The sequence below is a fragment of the uncultured Tateyamaria sp. genome (assembly GCF_947487805.1).
Classification (GTDB): Bacteria; Pseudomonadota; Alphaproteobacteria; order Rhodobacterales; family Rhodobacteraceae; genus Tateyamaria.
In genome coordinates, this window is record NZ_CANKXW010000002.1 from 618,432 (window position 1) to 634,415 (window position 15,984).

Sequence of the window (15,984 nt, forward strand, 5' to 3'; positions counted from 1 at the left end):
CGGACATGGAAAGCTTCCTCTACCAGGCCTCGATCTACCTCGCTGCGGCCGTGATCGCGGTGCCCATCGCCGCGCGGTTGGGGCTTGGGTCTGTGCTTGGATACCTTGCGGCAGGCATCATCGTGGGCCCGGTGCTGGGGCTCGTCGGGTCCGAGACCGAGGATTTGCAGCACTTTGCCGAGTTTGGCGTGGTGATGATGCTCTTCCTGATCGGGCTGGAACTGGAACCCCGCGCGCTCTGGGACATGCGGCACAAGCTGCTGGGCCTGGGCGGCATGCAGGTCGCCCTCTCCGCCATTGCCCTCATGGGCGTCGCGATGGCCTATGACCAACCCTGGGGCGTGGCGCTGGCCATCGGGTTGACACTGGCGCTCTCATCCACGGCGATCGTCCTGCAAACCCTGTCGGAAAAGGGGCTGATGCAGACCAAGGGCGGGCGCAACGTCTTCTCGGTCCTGCTCACACAGGACATCGCGGTGATCCCGATCCTCGCTTTCCTGCCGCTGCTTGTGGTGACCCTGCCGATCCAGATTTCACAGGATGGCTCGATCTCGCGCGGGGACGATCACGGCGACCACGGCCATGCCACGATGAGCCTCGTCGAAGGGCTGCCTGCATGGGGTGTCACGCTTGTGACCATTGCCGCCATCGCTGCCGTGATCTTTGCCGGTGTCTTCCTGACCCGGCCCGTGTTCCGCTTTATCCACGCTGCGCGCCTGCCCGAGATGTACACCGCGTTGGCGCTCCTGATCGTCGTGTCGATCTCTTTCCTGATGATGCTGGTGGGCCTCTCGCCCGCGCTCGGCGCATTCCTCGCCGGTGTGGTGCTGGCCAGCTCCGAATTCCGCCACGAGCTGGAATCCGACCTGCAACCGTTCAAGGGTCTGCTCCTCGGCCTCTTCTTCATCACTGTGGGTGCAGGCATCAACTTCACCCTCCTCTTCGAAGACTGGCCAGCGCTGATCTCGATGGCCCTTCTGGTCATCCTGATCAAGGGCGCGGTGCTCTACTGCCTTGCCCGCGCCTTCGCCATCACGGGCCGGGACAGATGGCTCTTTACGCTCGGGCTGGCACAGGCCGGCGAATTCGGCTTCGTGCTGGTGGCCTTCTCGGTGGGCCAGGGGATCATTCCGCGCGACGTGGCCGAAACACTTCTGCTCGTCGTCGCACTGACCATGCTGATCACCCCGCTGCTCTTCATCCTCTACGAAGCGATCAACCGGCGCATGGCAGACACCACAACGGATGTCGAAGCCGACGACATAGACGAGGCTGGCCCGGTGATCATCGCGGGCATCGGACGGTTCGGCCAGATCGTGAACCGTCTGCTGCAAGGCTCTGGCTTCAAGACCGTGGTGCTGGACCATGACATGGAAACCATCGCGCTGATGCGCCGCTTCGGGTTCAAGGGTTTTCTCGGCGATCCCAGCCGCCCCGACATTCTGCACGCCGCAGGGCTGCACCATGCCCGCATCCTCGTCGTGGCGCTGGATGATCCCGAAACGGCAACCAAGCTGGTGGCCTATGCCCGAAAGGAACGGCCCGACCTGCACATCATCGCCCGCGCCTATGACCGGGTCCACGTGTACAAACTCTTCCAGGCAGGTGCCGATGACATCGTGCGCGAAATGTTCGACAGCTCGCTGCGCGCGGGCCGCTACGCATTGGAAAATCTCGGCCTCACCGAATACGAGGCCGCCGAGGCTGAGCGCGTCTTCTACGCCCATGACCGTGACGCCGTGCGCCAACTGGCCGAGGTCTGGGACCCGAACGTGCCCGCCTCCAGAAACGACGCATACGTCGCACGCGCCAAGTCACTGGAAAAAACACTCGAAGCGGCCCTCTCGGCACGCCAGGACGACCCCAAACGCGCCTGAGCCATAACGCAGGGTCGGTGGGTGGGCGCCTTTTGCGTCAGCAAAACAGACCATCCCACCGGCTCACCCGTCCGACACGCCCGCCTCGGCAAAGGTCGACATGCCCGAATGACAGGCAATGGCACCCTGCAACACGCCGATGGCCAGGGCCGCGCCCGATCCTTCGCCAAGACGCAGGCCCAGCGACAAAAGTGGCGCCTTGCCCAACGCTTCCAGCATGCGCCCATGGGCGCCTTCGGCACTCTGATGCCCGGCCACCACATGATCCAGCGCACCGGCGACCGTCTTTTCCAGACAGGCCGCGGCAGCGGTGCAGATGAACCCATCCATGATCACGGGAATGCGCAGGGCGCGCGCCCGCGCCATGGCCCCGGCCATGCCCGCCAACTCGCGCCCGCCCAGCCGCATCAACACATCAAGCCCGTCGCCTGCATCCGCGTGGCGCAGCAGCGCCTCTTCGACAACGCGCGTCTTCAGCGCCAGCGCGTCGCCCTCGACGCCCGTGCCGCGCCCTGTCCAGTCTGCCGCTGACCCACCAAAGAGGCGCGCGGCAATCGCGGCCGCAGAGGTCGTATTGCCAATCCCCATCTCGCCCACAACCAGCACGTCCGCCTGCGCGTCCACCGCGTCCCAGCCCGCACGCAGCGCCGCGACCACCTCGGCCTCCGACATCGCCGGGCCTGCGGTGAAATCGGCCGTGGGTCTGTCCAGATCCAGCGAAACCACATCCATGCGCGCGCCAAAGGCCTTGGCCAACTGGTTGATCGCCGCCCCACCATGTTCGAAATTCGCCACCATCTGCACGGTCACCTCTGGCGGAAACGCACTCACCCCGCGCGCGGCCACGCCGTGATTGCCCGCAAAGACGATCACTTGCGGCGCAGTGATCCGGGGCCGCGCATCGCCGCGCCAGCCCGCATACCAGATCGCCAGATCCTCGAGCCGTCCCAAGGCCCCCGGCGGTTTGGTCAGCTGGCCATTGCGCGCCGCCGCCGCGTCACCCGCCTCGGTGTCCGCGCCCGGCATATCTGCCAGAAGTGCGCGCAGCGCGTCCAATGTGTCGAAACTCATATCCGTCGTCCTTGCCTGTTGGTGCCTTGCTGTTTACCCAATGCGCAGACGCCCGCAAGTCAGGACCGGACATGGCACACAAAGAAACCGACATGCCCCCCCGCGCGCGCCTGTGGGACCTGCCCGCGGCCCTCGTCCTGTTGACGCGGCTGCCCCTGCCAACCCTGCCCGACCGCGCCTTCGACGGGGCCGCGCGGGCGGTCTGGGCCTATCCGCTGGTGGGGCTGATCCTCGGGCTGATCGTGGCGCCGCTGTGCTACGTCCTCCCCGCGATGGGCCTGCCCGACGCGCTGACGGCAGGGCTGGTTCTGGGCGCGCTGATCATGCTGACGGGTGCCATGCACGAAGACGGGTTTGCCGACACCGCGGACGGGCTGTGGGGCGGGCACGACCGCGCGCGGAGGCTCGACATCATGAAGGACAGCCGCATCGGGGCCTACGGCGTGCTCGCGCTGATCCTCGCACTCGGGCTGCGCTGGACCGCGATGGCAGAGATCACATGGACCGCTTTGGTGGCCGCGCTGGTCATCAGCCGCGCGATGATGGTGCCACTGATGTGTGCGATGCCCCATGCCCGCGAGGTTGGGCTGTCGCGTCAGGTGGGGCGGGCCACGACCGGGCCGACCATTGCCGCGATTCTGATTGCGGCGGTCCTGTCCGTCGCATTGCTGGGGGGGCACGCGCTCTGGGCACTGATCATCGCCGCAGGGGTCGCGGGCGCGATGGGCCTGCTTGCGCGGGCCAAGATCGGCGGGCAAACCGGCGACATACTGGGCGCTACACAGATCGCAACGGAGATCGCCGTGTTGATCACTTTGGTCGCCCTCGGCGCATAAAAAAACGTGTCCCCGCGGGGACACGTTTGTTTTCAAACACTTAAGTTGCGCGATTTACGCCGCGACGCGGCTGGTCAGCACGTCACCGACTTCCTTGGCGGCCGCGATTTCGTCGCCGCCAGAGACGGCTGCCACTTCGCGGGTCAGCCGTTCGAGGGCCGCCTCATAGAGCTGGCGCTCGGAGTAGCTTTGCTCGCGCTGGTCATCCGTACGGTGCAGGTCGCGCACGACCTCGGCGATGGCGATCAGATCGCCCGAGTTGATCTTTTGCTCGTATTCCTGCGCCCGACGCGACCACATGGCCCGCTTGACCTTGGCCTTGCCCTTGAGCGTCTTCATCGCCTGGCTGATGACGTCCGGGCTCGACAGCGCGCGCATGCCGATTTCGGTGGCCTTGTTGGTGGGCACGCGCAGCGTCATCTTGTCCTTCTCGAACGAGATGACGAACAGTTCCAACTCAATGCCGGCCACTTCCTGTTTTTCAACAGAGGTGATCTGCCCCACGCCATGGGCGGGGTACACCACGTATTCGTTCGGGCGGAAGTCGAGTTTCTTTGATTTTGTCATTCCTGATCCTCATGCGACCACGGGGTGGCGTGCTTTTTTGACAGTCAAAACCGCATCAGGCGGGGCATGGAATGCCTCGTCCAAGTGCGGTTCACGGTCAAAGATTTTTGTGTCCCGCCAAAATGGGCGGCGGGCCAGTGCAGCGTCCGTATGTCAGTTGTTCCGATACCATAGCACAAAAAAGGGGGATTCGAAAGCTGACCTAAAGGAAACTTTCGGAAAGCCCTGCTTTATCAAGCCGTTCCGTCTCGATTATAGCAATGCGCTCAGGGCGAAATCATGCCCATAGGCGATTCGATGCCTCAGCCGCCCTCGCCCGGCGCTTCGGAGAAGAGTTCCATCTTGCCCTCTTTGCCGTCCATCTCGTCGGCGGTAGGCAGCGGGTCTTTCTTTGTGATGATGACGGGCCACATCTCGGAATACTTGCGATTGAACTCAACCCACTTTTCCATGTCCGGCTCGGTGTCGGGGCGGATGGCGTCGGCGGGGCATTCGGGCTCGCACACACCACAGTCGATACATTCGTCGGGGTGGATCACCAGCATGTTCTCGCCTTCGTAAAAGCAGTCCACGGGGCACACTTCGACGCAGTCGGTGTACTTACAGGCAATGCAGCTGTCATTGACGATATAGGTCATGCGGTTTGTCTCATGTGTCAGTCAGAGGCCTAGCTAAATCAGCAGCCGCCATCATTCAAGGTGGCGCGCACGCGAAAGATCACCCTGCCTGCGGTCGCGTTTGGTCGGGCGGCCTTTTCCCTCGAATCGCGGGTTTTCGGGAACGGGCGTTTCCTTGGGCGGCGGTGGCGGGGACATATCGGTGTAAAGCGCCTGTGCTTCGGGAGCGGGTCCGCGCCGATTTCCCACCGCGGCGACCTCAACGATGCGCACCACACGGCCTTGTGAAAAGGTCAGCACGTCACCGGGTGCAATCGTGGTGGACCGTTTGGTGACCCGGTCGCCGTTGACGCGGACATCACCGGCAGCCACGCGGGTCGCGGCCAGCGACCGTGTCTTGAAGAACCGGGCAAACCACAACCACTTGTCGAGGCGCAGCTTGCCCGTGTCTTCAACCACTTACTTGCCGTCCTTAAGCCCCATGAGGGCCGCGGCAAATGGGTTGTCGGGGTCGATCGCCTTTTCCTTGCGCGGCGGGCGGGCCGAGAAGTTCTGCGGCTTGTTGCCGTCCTTGCGGGGGCCCTTGCCCTTGGCGCCGGGCTTGCCGCCCTTGTTGGGCGCGCCCTTGCCGCGAGGTTTGCCGCCTTGCTGCGAACGGCGATTGCCGCCTGCGTTGCGACCCCAGGTAAAGGTATAGAAGACCTCGGTTTCCATCTCGGCGGTGGCCGCGTCGGGTGCGGTGCCGGGATCAATCTCGGTCTCGGAGTTGACCGGGATGCCACCCTCGGCCTCGGTCACTTCCGCGGCCTCGGAGATGATCGGCGCCTGGCCCGCGTCCACAATGTCGGCGGTCCCTTCGGGCACATCTGCGGGGGCGGGCACGTCGCCTGCGGCCGTGGCGGGGGCCATGTCGCCCGCATCCATCACCGGTGTATCGGCATCGGGCGCGCCAGACAGTTTGGCATCCACCGGTTTGACCTTTTCACGCTCGCCCTTTTCGGCCTTGTAGCCAAGACCTTCCATCAGGCCCGCGAACTGTTCGAGCGTCATGCCGGTGATCGAGAGCATGTCATCCTTGGCTTCGAACCCGCCGCGCGAATCCTCGGCCCGCAGCATGTCGGCCAGCCGTTCCAGCATGTCGATGCGAATGGCCCGGTCACCGGCGTTGCGGTAGCCGGACATCGTGTCGACGCCGCGCGGGCCATCGGTGATGGCGGGCACGGTTACAAGGCCGGGCGGTGGGGATTCGGGGAATTCGGACAGGCCGTTGACCAGCGACCACAGCACCAGACGCAGGCGCGTTGGCGCGGGTTTCAGCAGCAGCGGCATGAAGATCGTGAACTGGCCAAACCGGATACCGTGCTTGCGCAGCGCGCCGCGGGCGTCCTGATCCAGCGCCTTGACGTCCTCGGCCACGGTTACGCGCGGCAATACGCCCAGACCCTCGACCATGCGGAAAGCAAAGCCCTTGGCCAGCCCGGTCAGCGTCTCGTCGCGCTGGAGGTTCATCAGTGGCTCAAACAGGGCCGCGATCTTGCGGTCGATGAAGTGCTGCAACCGGCGTTGCACCTTTTGCGCAACCTCCGGGCCTGCCACATCGTCGACAAAGACCTCGACCATGGGTTTGAGCGCATCCGCGCCTGCCACCAGCTTGCCCACGGCGGCAGAGCCCCACATGAGGCCGCCCTGTTCGGTGAAATCAATCTCTGTGTCCGGCGCGTTGTAGAACCGGTCCGCCCGAAGGTGGAAATGCGGTGCAAGCGCCTGCAATGCGGCGGTCTTGATCGTCTTTGCCTCGGCCGCGCCCGTTCCCTTGTCCTGGGAAAACCGGAACCCGTCCAACTTGCCGACGAACTCGCCTTCGACAGTCACTTCACCTTGATCATTTACTTCGGCCACCATGGCCTCCTTCTGGCCTAGCCGGCGCAGGAGCACTGACGTGCGCCGGTCTACAAATCTTTGCGTCAGCTTCGCATGCAGCGCATCTGACAAGCGGTCTTCTACATGGCGAGTCTCGTCCCGCCAATGGCTTTCGTCGTCGACCCACCCTTTGCGTTGCGCCACGTAGGTCCATGTGCGGATAAACGCCAATCGCTTGGATATGGCGTCGATATCACCGTCGGCGCGGTCGATACGCTTGATCTGGCGGGCCATCCAGTCGCCCGGAATGGTGCCGCGTTCGTGCAGGTACCTGAACACAACGTCCAGAAGGGCGGAATGTTCCTGATGGCTGATGCCGCGGAAATCGGGCACGCGGCAGACATCCCAGAGCAGGCGGACCGAGCGCGCATCCGTGCAGCGCGCGGTCACCTCGGCGGAGGCCGACAGGGATTTGAGCGCCATGACGTCGTCGGCCTCGCGGGCGCGCACCAGCACTTCGTGATCGGGCGCTGCCTCGAGGCTGCGTACCAGGGCGTCGATGGTGCCGAATTGCAGCGCGTGGTTGCGCCATTGCAATTTGCTGAGCGGGGTAAAGCGGTGATCCATGATCGCCTGCGCGGTGCCGTCATCCAGCGGGCGCACGTCGCCCGTGACCCCGAACGTGCCGTCCTTTTGCCCGCGCCCGGCCCGGCCTGCGATCTGCGCCAATTCGTTGGGGGCCAGAGGCCGCATTCGCCGCCCGTCGAACTTGGTCAGACTGGAGAACGCAACATGGTCGATGTCGAGGTTGAGGCCCATGCCGATGGCGTCCGTGGCCACGAGGAAGTCCACTTCGCCGTTCTGGTACATGTCGACCTGGGCGTTGCGGGTGCGGGGGCTGAGCGCGCCCATGACGACCGCCGCCCCGCCCTTTTGCCGCCGGATCAGTTCGGCGATGGCATAGACGTTGTCGACCGAAAACCCGACGATGGCCGACCGGGGGCGCATGCGCGAGACTTTCTTTTGGCCGGAATAGACCAGCTGTGACATGCGCTCGCGGCGCATGTATTGCGCCTCGGGCACCAGCGCGGAAATCGGCCCGCGCATCGTGTCGGCCCCCAGAAACAGCGTTTCGTGGAGACCCCGGCTGCGCAGCAGACGGTCGGTAAAGACATGGCCGCGCTCGGGGTCGGCGCAGAGCTGGATTTCATCCACGGCCAGAAAATCGACCCCCATGCCCTCGGGCATCGCCTCGACCGTACAGACCCAGTATTGCGTGCGCGGCGGCACGATCCGTTCCTCGCCGGTGACAAGCGCCACGACAGAGGGGCCGCGCAAGGCCACGATGCGGTCATAGACCTCGCGCGCCAGCAGACGCAACGGCAGGCCGATCACGCCGGTGCGGTGGCCCAGCATACGTTCGATGGCATAGGTGGTCTTGCCTGTGTTCGTGGGGCCGAGAACGGCCACCACACGTGCGTCGCCCGACATGGGCAGTCCCCCAATCACTCGTCAGAGCGTCCGGCCAATGCCCTTGGCTTGCAGCTGCTCCAGCGCCTTGGTGGCGTTTTCGTGGTTGGGATGCAAGTCGAGCACCTCGCGAAACGCGGCCTCGGCGCGCGCAAAGTCGCCAAATTCCTGCAACATCACGCCCAGCCCGAAGATGGCGTTGTAATTGTCGGGGTTCAGGATCAGCGCTCGCTGAAGATCATCGAGCGCCGGACCATAAAGCCCCTTCATGTAGAACGCCGTGGCGCGCGCGTGCCAGCCTTCGGCAAAATCCGGCGCATGGTCTGTCACGGCGGTCAGATGTTCGATGGCGATATCGACCTGCTCTTCCTCCAGCGCTTCGCGGCCCCGGCGCAGGAGCATGTCGAGCGAGGTTGACCCCGACTGCGCCCATGTTCGCTCGATCTCGCGCGTGAGGCGTGTGGCCTCGGCCGGTTTGGCGTCGCGGAGCGCCTGCATCATCTCGTGAAGCGAGGATTGCGCGTGCGCAGGTAAGGAATTCCCTACTGTCAGTAAAAGTGCCGTGACGACAGGGTAGAGTTTGCGAATACGAGTGCCCATAACGGTGAATGTAACAGGCCGGGCTGTAAATTCTAGACACGCCGCCCGGCCACTGACCAAAAAGGGCATCAAAGATGAGTGACACCGTGACCGAAGCCGTCGCCGTTCTGAACGAAAAGCTGGCTGGCGCAGATTTCGACGGCACCGCGAAATTCGACATTGACGGCGAAGGCGCCATCATGATGGACGCAAATGGCGCGCGCGCCGGTGACGAGGCCGCTGACGTGACCCTGTCTGCGGACGCCGACACGTTTCGCGCGATCCTTGAGGGTGACACCAACCCCACAGCCGCCTTCATGACCGGCAAGCTGAAAGTGGACGGTGACATGGGCATGGCCATGAAACTGGCCTCTGTGCTGGCCTGATGACCCTGTCGGCCGCGCCCCTTTTCACCGATGTAGGCCCCGCGCCGATCGACGGCGTGGCCTACTGGATCACTGCATCCGATGGCGTGCGACTGCGGATTGGCGTGTACCATCCGCAGGCCCCCAAGGGCACTGTTCTACTGTTCCCCGGACGCACGGAATATGTCGAGAAATACGCCTCTGCCGCCGGTGATCTGGCCGCGCGGGGGTTTGCGACGATCGTGATCGACTGGCGTGGTCAGGGGCTGGCGGACCGGCTGCTTGATGACGAGCGGATCGGGCATGTCGAGACATTTGCCGACTACCAGCTGGACGTGCAGGCGATGATTGCCGCGGCCCACAAGCTGGATCTGCCGAAACCGTTTTACCTGATGGCCCATTCGATGGGCGGGTGTATCGGCCTGCGGTCGCTGCACGAAGGGTTGGGGGTGCAGGCCGCGGCCTTTACCGGGCCGATGTGGGGCATCCGGATTGCGCCAACCTTGCGGCCCGTGGCATGGGCGCTGAGCCAGATGATGCCGGTTTTGGGACAGGGGCACCGCCTGCCGCCCGGACGGATCCCGGATTCCTATGTGCTGACCGCGCCATTCGACAACAATTTCCTGACCTCTGACCTCGAGATGTTCAACATGATGCGGGCGCAATTGCTGGCCCATCCCGAACTGGGACTTGGGGGGCCAAGCTTTGTCTGGCTGCGAGAGGCGCTGGATGAAACGCTGGCGCTGGCGCGCATGCCCAGCCCGGCGATACCGTGCGATTCGTTCCTTGGCACAAACGAACGTATCGTGCATGTGGGCCGGATCGAGGCGCGCATGGACACCTGGGACAACGGTAACCTGCACAGGATGCAGCAGGGCGAACACGAAGTCCTGATGGAAGACGCCAACACACGCAGCGGCATCTTTGACACGGTGGCACACAGGTTCGCCGAGGCCGCCTGAGGCTGGCGCTGCGCGGATTGCACGCTAGGTTTGCGCCCATGAGCGCGCTGACCTTTACCCCCGCAGGAATTTATTGCCCCGCCGGCGATTTCTATATCGACCCGTGGCGGCCCGTGGCGCGGGCGCTGATCACCCATGGCCACGCCGATCATGCGCGGTCGGGCATGGGCGCTTATATGGCCACGGATATCGCGGCGCCGGTGATGCGGCATCGGTTGGGCGACATCGATATCGACACGGTGCGCTATGGTGAGGTGCGACAGATCGGCGGCGCGCGCGTGTCGTTCCACCCCGCGGGCCACGTGCCCGGATCGGCCCAGATCCGCGTCGAGGTGGCGGGCGAGGTGTGGGTCGCGTCGGGGGATTACAAACGTATGGATGACGGGCTGTCGACGCCATTCGAACCCGTACGCTGCCATCACTTCATCACCGAAAGCACCTTTGGCCTGCCGGTATTTCGCTGGCAGCCGCAGGACGAAATAGCGCAGCAGATCAACGGTTGGTGGCGGGACTGTGCGCAGGCGGGCAAGACGGCGTTTCTGGGCTGCTATGCCCTGGGCAAGGCGCAGCGGCTGATGTCGATGCTGGATCCGCAGATCGGCCCGATCCTCACGCATACGGCCATCGAGAACACCAATCAGGTGATGCGCGGCCAGGGTATCACGTTACCGGACACGGTCCGGGCCGGGCCTGATCTGGTGCCCAAGGATCATCCCGGAGCGATTGTGCTTGCGCCGCCCTCGGCGCTGGGATCGGCGTGGGCGCGCAAGTTTGGCACGCAGGAAACAGGCTTTGCGTCCGGGTGGATGGCGCTGCGCGGCATTCGGCGACGGCGTGCGGGGGATCGCGGCTTTGTCATTTCGGATCATGCGGACTGGTCGGACCTTTTGGCGACGATCACTGAAACGGAGGCAGAAAATATATATGTCACCCATGGTTATACAGAGATCTTTACCCGCTACCTGAACGAAAACGGCTGGAATGCACGCGTTCTGGAGACCGAGTTTGGCGGCGAAGAGATAGAGGAAGACGCGGCATGAAGCAGTTCGCCGACCTCTTCAACGCCATAGATCAATCGACCAGGACCACGGTGAAGGTTTCGGCGCTGACCGACTATTTCCAATCGGCGCCCAAAGAGGACCGGATCTGGACCATCGCCATCTTTTCGGGGCGCAGACCGAAACGGGCGGTGACCACCACGCGGCTACGCGAATGGGGGGCCGAGGTGGCGGGCATTCCGCTGTGGCTGTTCGAAGAGGCCTATCCGATTGTGGGGGATCTGGCAGAGACGATTGCGCTGGTCCTGCCTCCGGCAGCAACTCATACTGATCTCGGGTTATCCCATTGGATCAACGCGTTGCGCGGCATTTCTCAGGCGGAAGAAGAAGATCGAAAGGCCTTTGTCCTCGATGCGTGGGCATCGCTGGATCCGACCCAACGGTTCCTGTTCAACAAGCTGCTGACCGGCGGGTTCCGCATCGGGGTCAGTCAAAAGCTGATGACCCGCGCACTGGCCCGCGCGACGGGGCGGGAAGAGCCGGAAATGGCGCATCGGCTGATGGGGGATTGGGATCCGGCGTCGACCACATGGGAGCAGTTGATCCTGGAGGACGACCCGGCGGCGGCGGCCTCGCGGCCCTATCCGTTCTACTTGGCCTATGCGTTGGAGGGAGAGCCGGAAAATCTGGGCGCACCAACGGATTGGCAGGCGGAGTGGAAGTGGGACGGCATCCGGGGGCAGGTCATTTTGCGGGGTGGCGAACACTTTGTCTGGTCGCGTGGCGAAGAGTTGATGACCGACCGCTTTCCCGAACTGGCCCGCATCCGCGATTTCCTGCCCGATGGTACGGTGCTGGATGGTGAATTGCTGGCATGGGGGGACGGCGTACCGCAGAACTTCAACGCGTTGCAGAAACGGATCGGGCGCAAGACGGTGCCCAAGGCGCTGCTGCGCGATGCCCCGGTTATCCTTTACGCCTATGATCTGCTGGAATGGGGCGGTGTTGATTATCGGCAAGTTCCGCTTGCAGAACGTCGCGCAACCCTTGAGAAACTTTGTGAAACCCTGCCCACAGATGCGCCCGTGAAACTGTCACCGACGGTCGCGTTCGACCACTGGGACGCGCTGGCCGAGATCCGCGCCACTGCGCGCGACGCGCAGGCTGAGGGGCTGATGCTCAAGCGGCGCGACAGTCCCTATCTGACGGGGCGCAAGAAGGGGGATTGGTGGAAATGGAAGCTGGATCCGCTGACCATCGACGCGGTCATGATCTATGCGCAATCAGGGCACGGACGGCGCGCGAACCTGTTCACCGACTTTACCTTTGCGGTGTGGAACGGGAACGATCTGGTCCCGTTCACCAAGGCCTATTCCGGGCTGACCGACGAAGAATTCCGCAAGATCACCGCGTGGGTCAAAAAGAACACGCAGCAGCGGTTTGGCCCGGTGCGCCAGGTCACGCCGGAACATGTGTTCGAGATCGCGTTCGAGGGGATCCAGGCCTCGCCGCGACACAAATCTGGCGTTGCGCTGCGGTTTCCGCGTATGTCGCGGTGGCGGCACGACAAGCCGATTCAAGAGGCCAACAGCCTCGATGACCTGAACCAGATGTTGGAGATCTATGGATAACGCGCAGCCTCCATGCCCGCCGAACCGGCCCGCGACGCCATTGCCGACAGGCGCATGGGACGCGCATGTACACATGTTGGGCGGGCCGCAACACCCGCTGTCGCCCAACCGCGCCCAGAACCCGGCACCGGGGCATGATTTCGACGACTGGCTGGCCTTGTTCGACGCGCATCTGGACGCGCTTGGCTGTGCGCGGACCTTGATCGTGCATTCGATCCTTTATGGCACCGACAACGCGGTGACGCGCGACGCCGTGGCGGCACTGGGCGGGCGGGCCAAGGGGGTTGGGCTGCTGCCCGATGGGGCCACGCACGCACAGGTGCGCGCATTGGGACAGGACAACATGGTCGCGGTGCGCCTGAATTATGTGCATGGGGGTGTTCTGACGTGGGACGGCGCCAAGGCGATGGCGCCCGCGCTGGCCGATCAGGGCATGCACATTCAGATGCTGCTGCATGCGGATCAGCACATCGCACAGATTGCGGATGACGTCCGCGCCCTGCCCGTGCCGCTGGTGATTGATCACTGCGGCTGGCCCATGGACCTGACCCCCGACACACCGGCGATCGACACGCTGTGCAGTCTGCTGGCCGAGGGGCACGCCTATATCAAGCTGTCCGCGCCCTACCGGCTGGCGGCGGACATCGCGGGAGTCCAGCCGTTGATGCGGCGGTTGATCGATGCCAATCCGGATGCCTGTCTGTGGGGCTCTGACTGGCCGCACCTGATGCTGAATGGGGCGGGCATGCCACGTGCCGCAGCGCTGGCTGATGGGCTGTCTGCGATCACGACTGCGGCAGAGCGCCAGAAAATCCACGTCGACACGCCCAACCGCCTCTTTGCGCCCTAGCGCCCCCTTGCCCCCATGCACCCTGCCCCATACCTATGGGCCAACGCGAAACAGAAGGTAATTCCATGTTCCAACTCCCCTTTCCCGTCCGTGATGCCAACGCCGCCTCGGGAGATCAGCCGCTGGGCAATCTGCCGGAGTGGAACCTGGACGACCTTTATGCCAGTGAGGACGCGCCGGAGCTGAAACGCGATCTGGATTGGCTCGAAGAGGCGTGCAAGAGCTTTGCCGCGGATTACGAGAACAGGTTGGAGACGCTGGATGCGGCGGGCCTGCTGGACTGTATCCAACGGCAAGAGCGCATCAATCAGGTGGCGGGGCGCATCATGTCTTATGCCGGGCTGCGGTATTACCAGCTGACCACCGATGCGGGCCGGGCCAAGTTCATGTCCGACTGTCAGGAAAAGATCACCAACTTCACGACCCCGCTGGTGTTCTTCACGCTGGAGCTGAACCGGCTGGAGGATGATCACCTGTCGGGCCTGCTGGATCAGAATGCGGATCTGGCGCGCTACCGCCCGATCTTTGACAAGATCCGCGCGATGAAGCCTTACCAGCTGTCCGACGAGATGGAGAAATTCCTGCACGATCTGGGCGTTGTGGGCGACGCGTGGGAGCGGCTGTTTGACGAGACGATTGCCGGGCTGACCTTTGATATCGACGGCGAGGCGCTGAACATCGAGGGCACGCTGAATTTCCTGACCGATCCGGATCGCAAGAAGCGCGAAACGGCCGCGCGGGAACTCGCGGAGGTGTTTTCCGGCAATATCAAGACCTTTGCCCGTGTGCACAACACGCAGGCCAAGGAAAAGGAGATCCTGGACCGGTGGCGCGGTATGCCTACGGCGCAGACGGGGCGGCACCTGAGCAACCAGGTGGAGCCGGAGGTCGTCGAGGCCCTGCGCAACGCCGTGGTCGATGCCTATCCCAAGCTGAGCCACCGGTATTATGAGCTCAAGCGCAAGTGGCTGGGGCTGGAACGGATGCAGGTCTGGGACCGCAATGCGCCGCTGCCGATGGAAGACCCGCGCATCGTCGGCTGGGACGAGGCCGAGAAGACCGTGATGGACGCCTATAGCGCCTTTGATCCGCGTATGGGCGATCTGGCGCAGCCGTTTTTCAAGAAAGGCTGGATCGATGCAGGGGTGAAGCCGGGCAAGGCGCCCGGTGCCTTTGCGCATCCGACCGTGACGGACGTGCACCCTTATGTGATGCTGAACTACCTAGGCAAACCGCGGGACGTGATGACGCTGGCCCACGAGCTGGGCCACGGTGTGCACCAGGTTCTGGCCGCTGAACAGGGCGAGATGCTGTCCTCGACCCCGCTGACACTGGCCGAAACGGCCAGCGTGTTCGGCGAGATGCTGACCTTCCGCAAAATGCTGGACGGGGCGCGCGATGACGCGCAGCGCAAGGTGATGCTGGCAGGCAAGGTCGAGGACATGATCAACACGGTTGTGCGCCAAATCGCGTTCTATGACTTTGAGTGCAAGCTGCACGCGGCGCGGCGTGGCGGTGAGTTGACGCCCGAAGACATCAACGCACTGTGGATGTCAGTGCAAGCCGAAAGCCTTGGGCCGGCCTTTGACTTCATGGAAGGGTACGAGACCTTCTGGGCCTATATCCCGCACTTCGTGCATTCGCCGTTCTACGTCTATGCCTATGCGTTTGGCGACGGTTTGGTGAACGCGCTGTACTCGGTCTATGCCGAGGGTGCGACAGGGTTCGAGGACAAGTATTTCGACATGCTGCGCGCGGGCGGGTCCAAACATCACAAGGAATTGCTGGCTCCGTTTGGGCTTGATGCGTCTGACCCCAAATTCTGGGACAAGGGCCTGTCGATGATCTCGGGCTTTATCGACGAACTCGAAGCGATGGAGGGCTGAGCACGGGCCTCAGGCCCCCTGCTCTGCCTCGGCCAGCACCTTGCGGGCGACGCGGAAACATTCCAAGGCCTGCGGGACGCCGCAATAGATGCCGATCACGTGGATGATGGCGCGGATTTCGTCGTGGCTGACCCCGTTGTTGATCGCGCCGCGGCAGTGGATTTCCCATTCGTGCATCTTGCCCAGCGCGCCGATCATCGACAGGTTCATCATGGATCGCGTCTTGGCGTCGATCACATCATCGCCCCAGCCAAAGCCCCAGCACCATGTGGTCATCGCCTCCTGAAATGGCCGGGTAAAATCGTCGGCGGCGGCGAGGTTGCGGTCCACATAGGCAGCGCCCAGCGTCGCCTTGCGCTGTTCCAGCCCCTTGAGGAACAGATCCTCGTCGAATGCGGTCATGGTCTCTGATCCT

General features: G+C 63.7%; 15 protein-coding genes. 8 read left to right on the plus strand and 7 right to left on the minus strand.

The window, feature by feature from the left end; genetic code table 11:
- Positions 1-5: 5 nt before the first annotated feature.
- Positions 6-1,877 carry a monovalent cation:proton antiporter-2 (CPA2) family protein gene (locus Q0949_RS08710; protein ID WP_299370600.1) on the plus strand — a complete coding sequence of 624 codons (1,872 nt, stop codon included), beginning with the start codon at positions 6-8 and terminating at the stop codon, positions 1,875-1,877.
- A 63-nt stretch (positions 1,878-1,940) separates the two neighbouring features.
- Here Q0949_RS08710 and cobT read toward each other — a convergent pair whose 3' ends face one another.
- Positions 1,941-2,948: a nicotinate-nucleotide--dimethylbenzimidazole phosphoribosyltransferase gene (cobT, locus tag Q0949_RS08715; RefSeq protein ID WP_299370602.1), complete on the minus strand. Its 1,008-nt coding sequence runs from the start codon at positions 2,946-2,948 to the stop codon at positions 1,941-1,943.
- Positions 2,949-3,019: 71 nt separating this feature from the next.
- Here cobT and cobS point away from each other — a divergent pair, with 71 nt between their 5' ends.
- Positions 3,020-3,784 carry an adenosylcobinamide-GDP ribazoletransferase gene (gene cobS / locus Q0949_RS08720; protein WP_299370604.1) on the plus strand — a complete coding sequence of 255 codons (765 nt, stop codon included), beginning with the start codon at positions 3,020-3,022 and terminating at the stop codon, positions 3,782-3,784.
- Between the two features lie 54 nt (positions 3,785-3,838).
- Here cobS and Q0949_RS08725 read toward each other — a convergent pair whose 3' ends face one another.
- The 5 genes from Q0949_RS08725 to Q0949_RS08745 all read right to left on the minus strand — a co-directional run bounded on the left by Q0949_RS08725 (position 3,839) and on the right by Q0949_RS08745 (position 8,799).
- Entirely contained in the window at positions 3,839-4,351 is a 513-nt protein-coding gene (locus Q0949_RS08725; RefSeq protein ID WP_299370606.1) for a CarD family transcriptional regulator, read from the minus strand.
- A gap of 302 nt (positions 4,352-4,653) precedes the next feature.
- Positions 4,654-4,989: a ferredoxin FdxA gene (gene fdxA, locus Q0949_RS08730; RefSeq protein ID WP_299370608.1), complete on the minus strand. Its 336-nt coding sequence runs from the start codon at positions 4,987-4,989 to the stop codon at positions 4,654-4,656.
- Between the two features lie 51 nt (positions 4,990-5,040).
- A complete protein-coding gene (locus Q0949_RS08735; protein WP_299370610.1) occupies positions 5,041-5,427 on the minus strand; it encodes an RNA-binding S4 domain-containing protein in 387 nt (128 codons plus the stop codon).
- Positions 5,428-8,319, minus strand: a complete 2,892-nt coding sequence (locus Q0949_RS08740; RefSeq protein ID WP_299370612.1) for a helicase-related protein — start codon at positions 8,317-8,319, stop codon at positions 5,428-5,430.
- 21 nt (positions 8,320-8,340) lie between these two features.
- Positions 8,341-8,799 carry a tetratricopeptide repeat protein gene (locus Q0949_RS08745; protein WP_299370614.1) on the minus strand — a complete coding sequence of 153 codons (459 nt, stop codon included), beginning with the start codon at positions 8,797-8,799 and terminating at the stop codon, positions 8,341-8,343.
- A gap of 173 nt (positions 8,800-8,972) precedes the next feature.
- On the opposite strand from Q0949_RS08745, the gene Q0949_RS08750 reads away from it, so the two are divergent.
- The 6 genes from Q0949_RS08750 (at position 8,973) to Q0949_RS08775 (ending at position 15,569) form a co-directional block, all read left to right on the plus strand.
- Complete coding sequence (locus tag Q0949_RS08750) at positions 8,973-9,263, plus strand: SCP2 sterol-binding domain-containing protein (protein WP_299370616.1); 291 nt, start codon at positions 8,973-8,975, stop codon at positions 9,261-9,263.
- Positions 9,263-10,204, plus strand: coding sequence for an alpha/beta hydrolase (locus Q0949_RS08755; RefSeq protein ID WP_299370618.1), 942 nt, complete (start codon positions 9,263-9,265; stop codon positions 10,202-10,204). The genes Q0949_RS08750 and Q0949_RS08755 overlap by 1 nt, the downstream gene beginning before the upstream one ends.
- A 38-nt stretch (positions 10,205-10,242) precedes the next feature.
- Positions 10,243-11,244, plus strand: a complete 1,002-nt coding sequence (locus Q0949_RS08760; RefSeq protein WP_299370620.1) for a ligase-associated DNA damage response exonuclease — start codon at positions 10,243-10,245, stop codon at positions 11,242-11,244.
- Complete coding sequence (locus tag Q0949_RS08765) at positions 11,241-12,833, plus strand: ATP-dependent DNA ligase (protein ID WP_299370622.1); 1,593 nt, start codon at positions 11,241-11,243, stop codon at positions 12,831-12,833. The genes Q0949_RS08760 and Q0949_RS08765 overlap by 4 nt, the downstream gene beginning before the upstream one ends.
- Positions 12,826-13,683, plus strand: a complete 858-nt coding sequence (locus Q0949_RS08770; RefSeq protein ID WP_299370624.1) for an amidohydrolase family protein — start codon at positions 12,826-12,828, stop codon at positions 13,681-13,683. The genes Q0949_RS08765 and Q0949_RS08770 overlap by 8 nt, the downstream gene beginning before the upstream one ends.
- 65 nt (positions 13,684-13,748) lie before the next feature.
- Positions 13,749-15,569, plus strand: a complete 1,821-nt coding sequence (locus Q0949_RS08775; RefSeq protein ID WP_299370626.1) for a M3 family oligoendopeptidase — start codon at positions 13,749-13,751, stop codon at positions 15,567-15,569.
- Positions 15,570-15,578: 9 nt separating this feature from the next.
- Here the strand turns inward: Q0949_RS08775 and Q0949_RS08780 are convergent, their stop codons facing one another.
- The gene (locus tag Q0949_RS08780; protein WP_299370628.1) at positions 15,579-15,971 is read right to left on the minus strand and encodes a carboxymuconolactone decarboxylase family protein; all 393 of its coding nucleotides are present in this window, start codon (positions 15,969-15,971) and stop codon (positions 15,579-15,581) included.
- Positions 15,972-15,984 lie beyond the last annotated feature (13 nt).